Source organism: Pediococcus acidilactici, from assembly GCA_024970065.1.
Classification (GTDB): domain Bacteria; phylum Bacillota; class Bacilli; order Lactobacillales; family Lactobacillaceae; genus Pediococcus; species Pediococcus acidilactici_A.
In genome coordinates, this window is the sequence record CP103908.1 from 666,454 (window position 1) to 682,707 (window position 16,254).

General features: G+C 42.8%; 10 protein-coding genes. 8 read left to right on the plus strand and 2 right to left on the minus strand.

From position 1 onward, the window contains the following. The first annotated feature begins 2 nt into the window (after positions 1 to 2). Positions 3 to 710, plus strand: a complete 708-nt coding sequence (locus tag NYR25_03145; GenBank protein UWF34398.1) for an amino acid racemase — start codon at positions 3 to 5, stop codon at positions 708 to 710. 90 nt (positions 711 to 800) lie between these two features. Continuing rightward, positions 801 to 1,610, plus strand: a complete 810-nt coding sequence (locus NYR25_03150) for a DNA/RNA non-specific endonuclease (GenBank protein ID UWF34399.1) — start codon at positions 801 to 803, stop codon at positions 1,608 to 1,610. A gap of 91 nt (positions 1,611 to 1,701) precedes the next feature. On the opposite strand, the gene NYR25_03155 is transcribed toward NYR25_03150, so the two are convergent. After that, positions 1,702 to 2,514: a MurR/RpiR family transcriptional regulator gene (locus NYR25_03155; protein UWF34400.1), complete on the minus strand. Its 813-nt coding sequence runs from the start codon at positions 2,512 to 2,514 to the stop codon at positions 1,702 to 1,704. Positions 2,515 to 3,077: 563 nt separating this feature from the next. Between NYR25_03155 and NYR25_03160 the strand changes: the two genes are divergently transcribed. Together NYR25_03160 and NYR25_03165 are read left to right on the plus strand one after the other, a co-directional pair. Beyond that, the gene (locus NYR25_03160) at positions 3,078 to 3,239 is read left to right on the plus strand and encodes a KxYKxGKxW signal peptide domain-containing protein (GenBank protein UWF34401.1); all 162 of its coding nucleotides are present in this window, start codon (positions 3,078 to 3,080) and stop codon (positions 3,237 to 3,239) included. A 171-nt stretch (positions 3,240 to 3,410) separates the two neighbouring features. Next, complete coding sequence (locus tag NYR25_03165; GenBank protein UWF34402.1) at positions 3,411 to 10,664, plus strand: bacterial Ig-like domain-containing protein; 7,254 nt, start codon at positions 3,411 to 3,413, stop codon at positions 10,662 to 10,664. Between the two features lie 124 nt (positions 10,665 to 10,788). Here the strand turns inward: NYR25_03165 and NYR25_03170 are convergent, their stop codons facing one another. Then, positions 10,789 to 11,478, minus strand: coding sequence for an N-acetylmannosamine-6-phosphate 2-epimerase (locus NYR25_03170; GenBank protein UWF34403.1), 690 nt, complete (start codon positions 11,476 to 11,478; stop codon positions 10,789 to 10,791). A gap of 303 nt (positions 11,479 to 11,781) precedes the next feature. On the opposite strand from NYR25_03170, the gene NYR25_03175 reads away from it, so the two are divergent. The 4 genes from NYR25_03175 (at position 11,782) to NYR25_03190 (ending at position 16,080) form a co-directional block, all read left to right on the plus strand. Next, a complete protein-coding gene (locus NYR25_03175; protein ID UWF34404.1) occupies positions 11,782 to 12,645 on the plus strand; it encodes an ROK family protein in 864 nt (287 codons plus the stop codon). An 11-nt stretch (positions 12,646 to 12,656) separates the two neighbouring features. Next, entirely contained in the window at positions 12,657 to 13,388 is a 732-nt protein-coding gene (locus tag NYR25_03180; protein UWF34405.1) for a sugar phosphate isomerase/epimerase, read from the plus strand. 251 nt (positions 13,389 to 13,639) lie between these two features. Then, positions 13,640 to 15,148 carry a sodium:solute symporter gene (locus NYR25_03185; GenBank protein ID UWF34406.1) on the plus strand — a complete coding sequence of 503 codons (1,509 nt, stop codon included), beginning with the start codon at positions 13,640 to 13,642 and terminating at the stop codon, positions 15,146 to 15,148. Positions 15,149 to 15,162: 14 nt separating this feature from the next. Further along, positions 15,163 to 16,080, plus strand: coding sequence for a dihydrodipicolinate synthase family protein (locus tag NYR25_03190; GenBank protein UWF34407.1), 918 nt, complete (start codon positions 15,163 to 15,165; stop codon positions 16,078 to 16,080). The last annotated feature ends 174 nt before the right edge of the window (positions 16,081 to 16,254 follow it).

Sequence of the window (16,254 nt, forward strand, 5' to 3'; positions counted from 1 at the left end):
GAATGAAGGACTTTTTCACAATTATTGGGGGAATGGGCACGCCCGCAACCGAAAGCTACATCCGGTTGCTGAACGCCCGCACACCGGCGCACCGGGATCAGGATTACTTAAACTACATTTTAGTTAATCACGCTACGGTTCCGGATCGCTCCACTTATTTAATGGACCATTCGCAGCCCAACCCGTATCCCGACTTGCTGGAAGATATTCAACAACAAAGTCAGTTGAATCCCGCCTTTTTCGTGATTACTTGCAACACAGCCCATTATTTTTATGACGAGTTGCAAAAGGCTACTACAATTCCAATTGTGCACATGCCGCGTGAAACGGTTAAGCAAATTAAAAAGGAGTTTCCGGCTGCTAAACGGATCGGTATTATTGGCACCCCGGGTACCACGACGGACGGGATTTACGACCGGGAATTACTTGCGGAAGGCTACGAAGTCATTAAACCAACCGCTGCAATTCAGGATTTAACAAGCAAGTTAATTTTTGATGATATCAAGGCCCAAAATAAAGTGGATGCCCAACTGTTCTACCAGATTTTACGGTTAATGACGGAAGAACAGGGCGCCCAAGTAGTTATCTTAGGTTGCACGGAACTTTCTTACGCGCAAGAAATGGCCCATAACCATTCTTATCCGGTAGTCGATTCACAGTCAGTGCTGGTGGATCGTTCAATCGAATTAGCCTTGAAGTTGCGAAAGTAAACCAAAAAGTAATTTAATAAAATAAGTTGAGGCTGGAAGATTAAGATGTCCAACCCCAACTTTTTTTGTTTTGAAATTAATGGGGGAATTATGAGTAAACGAAAGAAAAGAAGAAATTCTAATAACTGGTGGCTAGTTTTAATTGTGGCTATCTTGGGGATGTTTTTAAAGGGCAATGACGTTCATCAAGTAACGAACAACTTGCTTAACCAAGTAATGCCCCAAAATGCGCAGACAACCAAAAGTGTGACCGATAGCCAGCTATCACAATTAACGTTTAAATCAGGGGACCCGGCTTACATATATGTCAACCATAACCGGAGTACGTTAAATCCGAAAGATTGGAAGACCAACCGGATTGATTATGGTAATTTGGACCGTTTGAACCGGACGACCCAAGCAACTGGATATCTAAGCCGGGCTAATTTAGTAAAGTCGAACACCCGAACTAGCCAAACCTGGAATCCAACCGGTTGGCACCAAAAACGGGTTCGAATCAACGGACGTAGCGTTGAAATTCAAAACCGGGGCCACCTATTAGCCTATTCGGTAACAGGTAAGTTTGACCAAAACGGTAATTTTAATCCCCGTAAATTTGGTTCCCTAGATAATCCAAAGAACTTAGCTACGCAGACTGCCTTCAGCAACCAACAAACAATGCAGATTTTTGAAGAGCGAGTACGCGACGCTTTAGCGAAAAATAAACGGGTAATTTATCGGGTTTCTACGGTATTTAAAGGCAACGACTTAATGCCGATCGGTTACCATTCTGAAGCAATCTCGACGGATGGTAGCCTTAATTTCAACGTTTTCATTTGGAACGTTCAACCGGGAGTCCGGTTTGACTACACGACCGGGCGTTCCCGGGTTGACCGAAGCATGACGGTTAGCCAAAATTAAAACTAGCTGATATTTAAAAAGGTAAGGAATTGAATTCATAACCGAATTCTAGTTCCTTACCTTTTTTGTTTAAGCTAAATTAATTGGCGAATTAACGTAACTTACGACTTAAAATTGCTTCTACGGTTTGTTGGTAATGCTGCTTGTAGTCTGGGTCGTGCAAGAGCATGGTCGATAAGACGTCAATCACATAGACAATTCCTAGTTGAGAGTTAATAAAGCGGGTATTGTCCACAAAATCACTGTATTGAACAAATAATTTACAATCGCTCATGGATGCTAGGGGGCTATCATCAAACGCGGTAATCGCAATGACTTTAAGATTGTGCTCCTTAGCTAGCTTAGTGGCCTCGTTGACTTCTGCCGAGTTTCCGGAAACTGAAAGCACGATTACTAAGTCATCACTTTGCATAATACTGCTGGTAATGTACATTGTATGGCTATCGGCCGGAGCAAATGCGTTAATTCCCATACGCAAGAGCCGCTGTGATAATTCTTGAGCGTTATATCCCGAGCTGCCCAAACCGAAAACGAAAATTCGGGGGGCATTTTTGATCAATTGTACAGCTTCGTCTAAAGCAGATTGGTCAATTTTTTTCCACGTTCCGGTGATCATTTGGTTATAAAAGTTGGTTACTTGATCAGGCAAGGGGGCATTGTTTACGTCCTCCGTAATTGTGGAGGTTGCCTCTGCCAAACCTAGTTTAAACTCACTAAAATCTTGGCACCCCATTTTCTTGACAAAACGGGTCACGGTAGCGGTACTAACTTCAGCTTTTTTGGCGAGAATGCCAATGTTCATCTTTTTTACTTGGGAAGGGTGTTGGATTACTTTTAACGCAATTTTACGCTCTTGGCGCGATAACGAAGGATATTTTTGTTCCACCGTCTCAAGAATATTCATTGAGAACCTCCTCATGGATCTTTGCTAATAGCTTTAATTATACGCTTTTATTTCATGATGATAAAAGGCTAGTTCTTTATAGAAAACAGAAAAATGTTTTTGAAGATAACTATGACGAGTTTGCAAAAAGCTAATATTTGTACCATTTTTTTATCTTTAATGAAATATTAATGATACGCATAAATATTTTTGGCGATTTTTAACCGAAGCCTATCTCTAGCGGGTAAAATTAATACTCGAATTAAAATTATAAAATATAAACTACAAAAGGGGTACAAAAAAACTTATTTAATATTTTTACACTATATACAATTTAACGGGTGTAGTGTATATTCTTAGTAAATATTTAAGTTTGCCATTTTAAATAGTATGTTTAGGAAAAACTAGTGAAAAGACTGGGTTGATAAGCGAAAACAAGTTACTGAAATTTTTTATTTAGTTGGTGAATCGAGGTATGGATGACCCCAACCGTGTAAAAGATTTGGGCTATTAAAATGGAATACAAAGAGAGTAGGTTAAGCACTAGTTAAAACAGCATTGAAAAGTCTTTTTGGAGGAACGAAATGAATAAGGAACGCAAAGAACATTACAAAATGTACAAAGATGGTAAGAAGTGGATTTTTTGCAGTTTAACGGTTATAAGCGTGGCACTTGGCACAGGTTTGGTGAGTACTCATGCGGCAGCCGATACGGTAAATAAAACTACTACCGAAATGCCAAGCTAGAGTACTAGTGCAAAATCAACTACAACGAATGCGCCGGAAGCAAAGCCGACTCCAGTTGAGGATGCTACATCAGCGAAAAAACCGGTTGAACAGGCTAATGTAGTAAATAATCCAGACCAGTCCGCAACCACGCAAACGGCAACAACCGCAAATGCTGATAATAAGCGTAATGTGAACGAAGGCACTACCGAAAATAAAAGTACGGCAACAACTACTCCGAACTCGAATGCAGCTAAAACTACGGACAACGAACAAGCTGGCCAGTCGTACGTTAACGACAACCGGAATAAAACTAATAATGATGATAATCCAATGGTTTCAACGACGGACCGTTCGACTACGGAAAATCATAAAGAAAACCCGTCGACTAAGGAAAATGAAAGTTCAACTTCAAAGGCGGTCGATTCATCAAATGTTGAAAACGATTTAACAACTTCCGATGGGAAGGAAAAAAGTTCGACAAAAAATGACGATGCTAAGAATGTAAAACAATCAAGCGACGTTACCAAGACTAAAACACGGGTAAAAAGTCAAACCCCAAGTGGCCAATTTGGGACAAGTACTTGGTATATCGACGAAAATGGGGTACTGCATTTCAGTGCCGGAACCTTTGCGGATACGCAGAGTGTTACCAGTTTTAACCAAAATCCATGGTTCAATTATCAACGGCTAATTAAGTCGATTGTTTTCGATGGAAAAGTGGTTGCTGGAAGCAATTGTAGAGCGCTTTTTAATGAGCTAACTAAATTACAAACCGTAGAAAATGCGCAGAATTTTGACGTGAGCAAAGTCGAAAACATGAATTACATGTTTGAAGGGGATAGCGCGCTAGAAAAAATTGACGTCCATAATTGGGATACTTCGCGGGTTACGAACATGAGTGCAATGTTTAAAGGTTGTACGGAATTAGTTACTCTAGACGTCTCTAACTGGGATACATCACAAGTAACGGATTTGTCGTCAATGTTTGCTATGTTGAGTGGTGATGGCAAAGTATCCAAGTTAAAGAATTTAGATGTATCCAATTGGAACACCTCTAAGGTAACTAGCATGAAGGGTGTATTCTATAGATGCGCTTCATTGCAAAGTCTTAATCTTGTTGGCTGGAACACCGCAAACGTAACCGATATGTCGACTTTGTTTTATGGTTGTAGCGGATTGCAAGAGTTAAACACTTCTGGTTGGAATACGTCAAAAGTGACCAACATGGAAAGAATGTTTTACCTTGTGGGAGTTGAGCGATTAGACATCTCTAGCTTTGATATGACTAAAGTGCGGAATTCAACGAAAATGTTAAATGAGATGAGTAACCTACGCGTTATTATCATTGGCTCAAAAAATCGCCTTATCGATGCTGATTTATCAGAACCCAATTTTCCCGGAACTCGTAATAAGTGGGTAGCGGTAAATGGGGGAACTGAAAAGGACCCGCACGGAAACACGCTTTATACATCTCATAATCTTGATTTTAAAGGACCTTCTTCACCGGATACCTACGTTATTTCAGAACAAGTAATTATTGATGGCCACGATAGTACCATCATTGCAGGGCCAAATAGTAAATGGAGCCCAGCGGATAACTTCGACGAAGCATCGGATGGGACTGGGGCACCGGTTGACCTTAAAGACATTACGGTTACGGGCACGGTGGATCCGCAAACACCGGGTGATTATGATATCACGTATAGCTATACGGATGCGTACGGTCGCCATGGTAGTAAAACGATTACGGTCCACGTGGTTAAGTCTGAAGCAAGTATAAATGGTCATGACAGTACATTAATTGCTGGTCCAAATAGTAAGTGGACTGCAGCGGATAATTTTGACGAGGCAACCGACGCTGAAGGTAACCCGGTTGACTTAAAAAACGTCACGGTCCAAGGCAAAGTAGATCCTCATACCCCAGGAGACTATGAAGTTACCTACAGTTATACAGACGTTTCAGGTAACATAGTTAGTAAAACAATTACGGCCCACGTAATTGCCAGTCAAGCTAGCGTAGATGGTCATGATAGTACCCTAATTGCAGGACCCAACAGTAAGTGGAATTCAGCAGACAACTTTGACGGGGCAAAGGATGCCGAAGGCGATCCGGTTGACTTGAAGGACGTCACGGTCAAAGGTAATGTGAACTCCCAAGTGCCGGGAGACTACGAAGTAACCTACAGTTATACGGATGCGTATGGCAACACAGTTAACAAGACGATTACGGTCCACGTGATTGCTAGCCAAGTTAATATAGACGGTCATGATAGTACGCTAATTGCGGGGCCCAACAGTAAGTGGACCGCAGCAGACAACTTTGATGGAGCAACCGATGCCGAAGGTAACCCGGTTGACTTGAAGGACGTTACGGTCAAAGGTAATGTGAACCCCCAAGCGCCGGGAGACTACGAAGTAACCTACAGTTATACGGATGCGTATGGCAACACAGTTAGCAAGACGATTACGGTTCACGTAAAAGCCAGCCAAGTTAACGTAAATGGTCATGATAGTACGCTAATTGCTGGTCCAAATAGCAAATGGACCGCAGCAGACAACTTTGATGGAGCAACGGATGCCGAAGGAAATCCGGTTGACTTGAAGGACGTCACGGTCAAAGGTAATGTGAACCCCCAAGTCCCTGGTGACTACGAAGTAACTTACAGTTATACGGATGCGTATGGCAACACAGTTAGCAAGACGATTACGGTTCACGTAAAAGCCAGCCAAGCTAACGTAGACGGTCATGATAGTACGGTGATTGCTGGACCAAATAGCAAATGGACCGCCGCGGATAATTTCGATGGAGCAAAGGATGCCGAAGGTAACCCAGTTGACTTAAAAGACGTTACGGTCAAAGGTAGCGTGAACCCGCAAGTGCCGGGAGACTACGAAGTAACCTACAGTTATACGGATGCGTATGGCAACACAGTTAGCAAGACGATTACGGTTCACGTGATTAAGTCTGAAGCAAGTATAAATGGTCATGACAGTACTTTAATCGCTGGACCAAATAGCAAATGGACTGCCGCAGATAATTTCGACGGAGCAAAGGATGCCGAAGGTAACCCAGTTGACATAAAAGACGTTACGGTCAAAGGTAATGTGGACCCGCAAACACCTGGAGATTACGAAGTAACCTACAGTTACACGGATGCTTATGGCAACGTGGCTAGTAAAACAGTCATTGTACACGTAAACGAAAGTCAAGCGAGCATAGACGCTCACGATAGTACCATCATTGCAGGACCAAATAGTAAGTGGAATCCCGCAGACAATTTTGATGGAGCGACCAATGAATTTAAAGGTGGGGCTTCTCTTTCTGATGTTGTGGTAAAGGGAACCGTAAATCCGCAAGTTCCAGGTGATTATGAAATTACCTATAGTTATACCGATGCTTGTGGTAATGAAGTTAGCAAGATGGTGACGGTCCACGTGATTGCTAGCCAAGTTAGCGTAGACGGTCATGATAGTACGGTGATTGCTGGACCAGACAGTAAGTGGAATGCCGCGGATAATTTCGATGGAGCAACGGATGCCGAAGGAAATCCGGTTGACTTAAAGGACGTCACGGTTAAAGGTAGTGTAGATCCACAAACACCTGGAGATTACGAGATAACATACAGTTATACAGATGCTTATGGCAACACAGTTAGCAAGACGGTGACGGTCCACGTAATTACCAGCCAAGCTAGTGTAGATGGCCATGATAGTACGTTAATTGCGGGACCAGACAGTAAGTGGAATCCTGCGGATAACTTCGATGGAGCAACCGATGCTGAAAGTAATCCGGTTGACTTGAAGGATGTCACGGTTAAAGGCAACGTGAACCCGCAAGTTCCTGGCGATTATGAAGTAACCTACAGTTACACGGATGCATATGGCAACACAGTTAGCAAGACGATTACGGTTCACGTAATTGCTAGCCAAGTTAATGTAGATGGTCATGATAGTACGTTGATTGCAGGACCAAATAGTAAGTGGGATCCAGCAGACAACTTTGACGGGGCAACGGATGCCGAAGGAAATTCGGTTGACTTGAAGGACGTTACGGTCAAAGGTAGCGTAAATTCGCAGGTGCCCGGCGATTACGAAATTACGTATAGTTATACGGATGCATATGGCAATGTAGTTAGCAAGACGATTACGGTGCACGTGATCGCCAGCCAAGTTAATATAGACGGTCATGATAGTACGCTAATTGCGGGACCAGACAGTAAATGGAACCCCGCAGACAACTTTGATGGAGCAACGGATGCCGAAGGAAATCCGGTTGACTTAAAAGACGTTACGGTCAAAGGTAGCGTGAACCCGCAAGTTCCTGGAGACTACGAAGTAACCTACAGCTACACCGATATGTACGGCAACACAGTTAGCAAAACGATTACGGTGCACGTAAACGCCAGCCAAGCTAGTGTAGACAGTCATGATAGTACATTGATTGCGGGACCAGACAGTAAATGGAACCCCGCAGATAATTTTAATGGAGCAACGGATGCCGCAGGAAATTCGGTTGACTTAAAGGACGTAACGGTTAAAGGTAATGTAGATCCACAAACACCTGGAGACTACGAAGTAACCTACAGTTACACCGATATGTACGGCAACACAGTCAGCAAGACGATTACGGTGCACGTAAACGCCAGCCAAGTTAACGTAGACGGTCATGATAGTACGGTGATTGCCGGACCAGACAGTAAGTGGAATCCTACGGATAATTTCGATGGAGCAACGGATGCCGAAGGTAACCCGGTTGACTTGAAGGACGTCACGGTCAAAGGCAACGTGAACCCGCAAGTGCCGGGAAACTATGAGGTAACCTATAGTTACACGGATGCTTACGGCAACACAGTCAGCAAGACGATTACGGTCCACGTGGTTAAGTCTGAAGCAAGTATAAATGGTCATGACAGTACTTTAATCGCTGGTCCAAATAGCAAATGGACTGCCTCGGATAATTTCGATGGAGCAACGGATGCCGAAGGTAACCCGGTTGACTTGAAGGACGTTACGGTCAAAGGTAGCGTGAACCCGCAAGTCCCTGGAGACTACGAAGTAACTTACAGCTACACGGATGCTTACGGCAACACAATTAACAAGACGATTACGATCCACGTGATCGCCAGTCAAGTTAACGTAGGCGGTCATGATAGTACATTAATTGCCGGACCAGACAGTAAATGGAATCCAGCAGACAACTTTGATGGAGCAACGGATGCCGAAGGTAACCCGGTTGACTTGAAGGACGTCACGGTCAAAGGCAGCGTGAACCCGCAAGTCCCTGGAGACTACGAAGTAACTTACAGTTACACCGATGTGTACGGTAACACGGTTAGCAAGACGATTACGGTCCACGTGATTGCTAGCCAAGTTAACGTAGATGGTCATGATAGTACGGTGATTGCCGGACCAGACAGTAAATGGAATCCAGCAGACAACTTTGATGGAGCAACGGATGCCGAAGGTAACCCGGTTGACTTGAAGGACGTTACGGTCAAAGGTAGCGTGAACCCGCAAGTCCCTGGAGACTACGAAGTAACTTACAGCTACACGGATGCTTACGGTAACACAGTTAACAAGACGATTACGGTGCACGTAAACGCCAGCCAAGCTAGTGTAGACGGTCATGATAGTACCCTAATCGCTGGTCCAAATAGCAAATGGACTGCAGCGGATAATTTTGACGGAGCAAGGGATGCCGAAGGTAACCCAGTTGACTTAAAAGACGTTACGGTCAAAGGTAGCGTGAACCCGCAAGTCCCTGGAGACTACGAAGTAACTTACAGTTACACGGATGCGTACGGCAACACAGTTAGCAAGACGGTGACGGTGCACGTAAAAGCCAGCCAAGCTAGTGTAGACGGTCATGATAGTACATTAATTGCCGGACCAGACAGTAAGTGGAATCCAGCAGACAACTTTGATGGAGCAACCGATACTGAAGGAAATCCGGTTGACTTGAAGGACGTTACGGTCAAAGGTAGCGTGAACCCGCAAGTCCCTGGAGACTACGAGGTAACCTACAGTTACACGGATGCTTACGGTAACACAGTTAGCAAGACGGTGACGGTGCACGTAAACGCCAGCCAAGCTAGTGTAGACGATCATGATAGTACATTAATTGCCGGACCAGACAGTAAGTGGAATCCTGCGGATAATTTCGATGGAGCAACGGATGCCGAAGGTAACCCAATTGACTTGAAGGACGTTACGGTCAAAGGCAATGTAGATCCACAAACACCTGGAGACTACGAAGTAACTTACAGCTACACGGATGCTTACGGCAACACAGTTAACAAGACGATTACGGTCCACGTAACTGCTAGTCAAGAAACGGTGGACGGCCACGATATAACCGTTGTTGCGGGTCCCAATAGTACGTGGGATCCAGCAGAAGATTTCGACGGAGCGACGGATGCTGCAGGACATTCGGTTGACTTAAAAGATGTTACGGTCAAAGGCAATGTAGATCCACAAACACCTGGAGATTACGAAGTAACTTACAGTTACACCGATGCGTACGGCAACACAGTCAGCAAGACGGTGACGGTCCACGTAACTGCTAGTCAAGAAACGGTGGACGGCCACGATACTACCATTATTGCGGGTCCCAATAGTACGTGGAATCCGTTAGAAGATTTTGATGGCGCAAAAGACGCGGAAGGTAATCCAATTAGCCTAAAGGACGTGACGGTCAAAGGTAATGTAGATCCGCACACACCAGGCGATTATGAAGTAACCTACAGTTATACTGATGCGTATGGCAACCAAGTTGATAAGACCGTAGTTGTTCACGTGGTTGACAGTCAAGCAAGTGTTGCGGCTCATGATAGTACGATAGTTGGCGATGCTAATGCGAGCTGGAAGGCGGAAGACAATTTTGACGGGGCAACGGATGCAAATGGTAATTTAGTTGATTTTAGTGAGGTAACGGTTGAAGGGAAAGTAAATCCAAACGTAGCCGGTGATTACGTAGTAACGTACACTTATACAGATGCTTATGGCAACGTGGTAAGCAAACAGGTCGTGGTCCACGTGATTGCTGGAAAGGGATCTGATAACGATCAACCAACGCCGGACACGCCAAAATCAAATGATGATCCAGAAGACAATACTTCAAGTGATTCTTCAAGTAATGCTTCTAACGATACTGCGGATAACAATTCAGAAACTGATGATAATTTTGTTCCAACGCCAAACGTTCCGGAAACGCCAGCAAATCCAGCTGTTAAACAAGGACGAAATAATAATAAGCCTACAGAAACTAAATTTTTACCAAAGAGGTCGGTTGCTCAAAGTGAACCGGCAAATAAAACGACTGCTCGAAAATTGCCTCAAACAGGTGAGGTAAAGGATGAACTCAGCCTAGTAGGCATCTTAGGCTTATTAGTTGGTTTGATGGGCTTAGCATTTGGAATTAAAAGGAAAAAGCCCCGGGGATAACTCGTGGGTAGACAAAAAATGATGAATCGTGGTCTTACAAAATCACGGTTCATCATTTTTTATTAAAAAAAGAGGCGGGGAATCCCGTCTCTTTTAACGTTAAAATAATCTTCTTTAAAACTAATTAATTGATTGCATCTACAAAACGACTCGCAATTTCTAACGGACGAGTAATGGCGCCACCGACCACTACCGAATGACAACCTAATTCAATGCATCGTTTTAGTTTTGCTGGAGTGTCGATTTTTCCTTCAGCAACCACCGGATGGTGCACCTTTTGTAAGAGTTCTTTGAGATAGGCAAAATCGTCGTCGGCAATGTTCAAACCCTTTGAAGCCGGGGTATAACCGCGCATCGTGGTCCCAATAATATCAAAACCTAATTCATCAGCCAGCAGGGCGTTTTCCATAATGTCAGTATCGGCCATCAAAAGGGTGTTTGGAAATTCAGCCCGAAATTGTTTGACGATGTCAGCAAGCTTTTCGCCGTGTGGACGGGGTTGTCCAGTGACTTGGCAAGCGACAACTTCAACCCCAGTAGCCGCAACTGCCCGCATTTCTTTCATGGTGGGGGTAATAAATACTGGAGAATCTGGATAGTCTGTCTTGGCAATCCCGATCATTGGCAAACCAGTTTCATCCTGGATTGCTTGGATATCCACTACCGAATTTGCTCGGATACCGGCGGCACCAGCCATCTTAGCAGCTCGCGCCATCCGTGCCATAATAAAGGAACTATGGAGCGGTTCTGCTGGTAACGCTTGACAAGAAACAATTAACTGTCCTTTGACAGCATCTAAAAATCTATTTTTCATTATACTGACACTTCACTTCTATCAAATTTAATTTCCTAAAATATACCGCTAATTATAAATGATGGGGTTTGGAATAAAAATTAATTTGTAATAGTTAATTGCTAATTCAACCACCGCAGTAAATATAGCGCGAGTTAAAAAATATTGCAATAGATAAATGTGATAATTGTTTTCAAAAAGAGCTATGAATGCTGTTGTTATGGTAATTAAAAATATTTTCACTTTTTTTAATTGTGAAAATTATAAACGGGTGGTAATATGAAATCGTTATCAAGAGTGTTGAATAAATTGGAGGAACCCGAGATGGACAAAAAATTTTTAGCATTTGATGTGGGGGGAACCACTATTAAATATGCGGTACTTGACGAACGCTTAAATTTTGCAGATTCAGGTAAAGTTAATACAGAACAAAATCGGGACGGGCATATTTTAAAAACGCTACTACAAGTTAGTAAAGCAATTCAGAATCGCGTCTCGCTTGCAGGAATTGGCGTTAGTACAGCGGGGATTGTTGGTAAGGATGGCGGTATTCAATATGCGGGACCAACCATTCCTAACTACATTGGCACTCCTATCAGAGCAAGCCTGGCTGCCCAAACTGATTTACCAGTCAGCGTAGTTAATGACGTTGATGCCGCTCTTTTAGGAGAAGTCTTTACCGGAAACTTAGCGGATCATGATGTCTACTGTATGGCGTTAGGTACGGGAATTGGTGGGGCACATTATCGTAACGGAAAAATTATTAGCGGAGCCCATGGGCAGGGCAATTCAATTGGTTATACGTTATTTGATCCACAGACTAACACGAATTATGAACAAAGGGCTTCGACCTTGGTTTTAGAACGGCAATTAGCAGATAAAGGAATAACGGTAATTGAGGCTTTTGAAAAAGCTAAGCAGGGGCAGGTACCTTATGTATCAATTATTGAACGGTGGGCTAAAGAAGTGGCGAGAGGAATTGCGGAAGTAATCGTCTTATTTGACCCGGAAGAAATTATAATTGGTGGCGCAGTTTCTGCGCAAGGACAATACTTGATTGATTTACTTAACGCTCAATTACCAACGTTGTTGCCAACGGATTTCAACCAGACCACGTTAAAAATTGCACAACGAGGGAACCAAGCACAACTAATTGGAGCAGTTGTTCCATTTTTTAGAGACAAATAAGGAGAAAACAAATGAAAAAAGTATCGATTAATACCGCAGTATTTTTGAACCAACTTGAAAATGGAAATTCCCAATTCGAATGTTTAAAACAACTGGTGGGTAAACCAATTGACGCGATTGAAGTTCGGGGCGAATTTTTTAAAGAAGATGGCCGTGATCAGGAGCTAGCTGCGATTCAGCGGCTATGTGAAGAAAATCATTGGCAATTTTACTATTCAATCCCGGAAGCGTTATTTACGGAAGGAAAGTTAAACGAAAATATTTTTGATTACATAGCGTTGGCAAATGAATTTCAAATTCAAGGGTTAAAAATCAGTTTAGGAAATTGTCAGAATACGGCGGCTCCAAGCTTGGCGAAGCTGCAAAAAGCTTTGCGCGCCTATTCAGGAGTGTTAACGGTAGAAAATCAACCAAATCAGGATGGGCAGTTAAATGTTTTTGAAGCCAACCTGATTAAATTGTTGGCGCTAGTTCCTGAACTGGGTTATACGTTTGATTCGGGAAACTGGTATTGGATAAAGGAGACTCCGCATCTGGCATTCGATTCATTGAAAAAGTGGATTACTGTGTTTCATCTGAAGGACGTTGCCAATTTAACGACGGTTCGGTTGGGGGAAGGGACCACCGATTGGCAGCCTATGATACAAGCATTAACTCCTGAAGTGCCGGTATTTCTGGAGTACGCAATTGCTAATGAAGAAGAATTAGATGAAGAAATCCAAAAAGTAAATTTAATTCTTTGAAAGGGTTTACATTTAACGGGAAACAGTTTATAATCACTACCTGTAATAGTTATTAATGCGAATTCAACTGCCGCAAAGGTTTCACACTACCACATCATGTAGTGCGAGTTTTTGTGGCATTTTTTATTGCAATTAGAAAAGATTGGTCGTTAATTCTGGAGGGGACCAGACTTACTGACTAATGGATGCCGCTACTTAAACTACGTGAAAATTTTTAATTTGGAATTCGTAGAAAGTAGGTACTGCGTAATATGGTTAAACAAGGATTCGGTGTTTTAAATTGGCTGGTTTTAATTGCTTATTTAATCATTATGTTAGTAATTGGTTTAAGTTTCAGTAAGAAAAGTTCAAAGAATTCAGAAGAGTTTTTCAAGGCAAGTACCAGCAACGTGCCGGCATGGGCGGTGGGATTTAGTATTTTCGCGACAACTTTAAGTGCGATTACCTACATGTCAACGCCAGAAAAGTCATTTTTGACCAACTGGGCTTATGCTTTTGGAAATTTAGCGATTTTTTTGATCACTCCGGTATTAATTAAGTATTATATTCCATTCTTTTCAAAGTTGCGGGTGACCACGGCTTACGAATATTTGGAATTTCGGTTTAACCCGTTTTTACGGGTGTTTAGCAGCATTTTGTTTGTGTTATTCCATATTGGACGGATTGCAATCGTAATTTATTTACCGACCGTGGCATTGCAATCCATTATCAACATTAACCCGTACCTGATCGCCTCTTTGATCACCATCCTGTGTATCGTTTATACATACCATGGCGGAATGGAAGGGGTAATTTGGAGCGACGTGATTCAAGGAATTCTCCTACTAGTGGGCGCGGTTTTAATTATTTTCTTCGCGGTTCATGGAACCCACGGGGGACTGCAAACCGTTGCGCAAGATGCCGTCAATAAAGGGAAAATCCTAACTAAGGCTGATTTTGTATGGAGCGTTACTAAGTCGACAGTGCCAATCATCCTGTTGGGTCAGATCTTCAACACTTTGTACCAATATACGGCCAGTCAAGACGTAGTTCAGCGGTACACTACTTCGACTGATAATAAGCACATTGCTAAGTCAATCTGGACTAACGCATTGCTATCGTTAATCACCATTCCACTCTTCTACGGAATGGGAACCGTGATTTACAGTTTTTACCAACACGGAGGCAGTTTACCGACCGGATTTAATACTTCCGCATTGGTGCCATATTTTGTATTAACTGAAATTCCAGCGGGAGTTGCTGGATTAATTATTGCGGCGATTTTTGCGGCTTCGCAAGCCACGATTGCTTCCAGTTTGAATAGTACTGCGGCTTGTCTGGTAACCGATATCCAAAAACGGTTCATGAAAGATAAAAGTGACCGAATGAGTATGCGGATCACACGGCTAAGTATCCTAATTTGTGGAATTTTTGGGTTGTTAGTAACGCTAGTACTGATTAAGCTTCATAGCTCGGACATGATCGATACTTACTTATCGCTCTTCGGTCTCTTCGGCGTACCAATTGCCGGAATCTTTGCTCTAGGTATCGTCAGTCAACGGGCAAACGGCTTTGGTGCAACCCTTGGCATGATTGTCACTACGGCAATTTGCTACTTTATTCAAACCCATGGAATCAACGCCCTCTTTGTTAGTGTAGTTGGTTTCCTAGGTGCGATGATTTTAGGATATCTTTTCAGTTTTCTTAAACCGGGACATCAACATGACATTACCGGCTTGACGTTTAAAACGATTGATCAAAAAGTTAATCTCAAAAATTAAAAGGAGTAATTAAAATGACAAAAAATCTTGATAAATATAAAGGAATCATTCCAGCATTTTACGCATGTTATGACGATGAAGGCAACGTTAGCCCAGAACGGGTGCAAAAGCTTGCTAAATATTATTTGGCAAAGGGAGTGAAGGGACTTTACGTGGGCGGTTCTTCGGGAGAATGTATTTATCAAACGGTGGAAGAACGGAAGCTAGTTTTGGAAAACGTAATGGAAGCAGTTGGCGGGCAAATGACGATCATTGCCCACGTTGCCGCTCCTTCAACCCGGGATAGCATTGAGTTGGCTAAACATGCGGAACAATTGGGCGTTGATGCGTTGGCAGCTATTCCACCAATTTACTTTGTACTACCAGAACCCGCAATCGAAGCGTACTGGACAAGTATTATGGAGGCAACCAACCTTGATTTCATCATTTATAACATTCCCCAAACAACTGGATACGCACTGTCTGAGAACCTATTTAAGAAGATGATGGCTAAGGAACAGGTAATCGGGGTTAAGAATTCTTCCATGCCGGTAATGGACATCAACATGTGGAAACTACGTGCTCCAAAAGAAAATATCATTTTTAACGGCCCTGATGAACAATTCGTTGGCGGTCGTGTAATGGGCGCAGATGCTGGAATTGGCGGAACGTACGGCGTTTATCCAGAGTTACTTTTAGAAGCTGACCGCTGTGTACGAGAAGGCGAATTAGATAAGGCGTTGGAAATTCAGTTATGCGTCAATGATTTAATTTCACAATTAACTTCATTTAAAGGAAATCTTTACGACGTAATGAAGTTAATTCTGGCGCAAAGAGGGGTTGCTGTGGGCCGCGCCCGTTATCCATTACCACACGTTGAAGAAAGCGAAATGGATCGAGTTACCCAAGTACGGGAAAATATTGATAAGGCGATTGAAAAATACGTTGGCTAGAAGCTAATCGAGGTTTTTGTATAAAAGAGTTAGGGAAAAATTCCTAACTCTTTTTGTTTTGGCTAAACGAAGGATAGGTTAATAAAGTGGTTAAAGGAGCGGAATCTAAAAATATAGGGGGTTTTTATTTATGATGAACTTTTTTGATATAAACGCTACTTTACTGATATATTT

Bases quoted from the DNA above. Each gene is read 5' to 3' on its own strand.
- NYR25_03185 (UWF34406.1), top strand. From the start codon at position 13,640: ATGGTTAAACAAGGATTCGGTGTTTTAAATTGGCTGGTTTTAATTGCT.
- NYR25_03170 (UWF34403.1), bottom strand. From the start codon at position 11,478: ATGAAAAATAGATTTTTAGATGCTGTCAAAGGACAGTTAATTGTTTCT.
- NYR25_03160 (UWF34401.1), top strand. From the start codon at position 3,078: ATGAATAAGGAACGCAAAGAACATTACAAAATGTACAAAGATGGTAAG.
- NYR25_03180 (UWF34405.1), top strand. From the start codon at position 12,657: ATGAAAAAAGTATCGATTAATACCGCAGTATTTTTGAACCAACTTGAA.
- NYR25_03155 (UWF34400.1), bottom strand. From the start codon at position 2,514: ATGAATATTCTTGAGACGGTGGAACAAAAATATCCTTCGTTATCGCGC.
- NYR25_03175 (UWF34404.1), top strand. From the start codon at position 11,782: ATGGACAAAAAATTTTTAGCATTTGATGTGGGGGGAACCACTATTAAA.
- NYR25_03145 (UWF34398.1), top strand. From the start codon at position 3: ATGAAGGACTTTTTCACAATTATTGGGGGAATGGGCACGCCCGCAACC.
- NYR25_03190 (UWF34407.1), top strand. From the start codon at position 15,163: ATGACAAAAAATCTTGATAAATATAAAGGAATCATTCCAGCATTTTAC.
- NYR25_03150 (UWF34399.1), top strand. From the start codon at position 801: ATGAGTAAACGAAAGAAAAGAAGAAATTCTAATAACTGGTGGCTAGTT.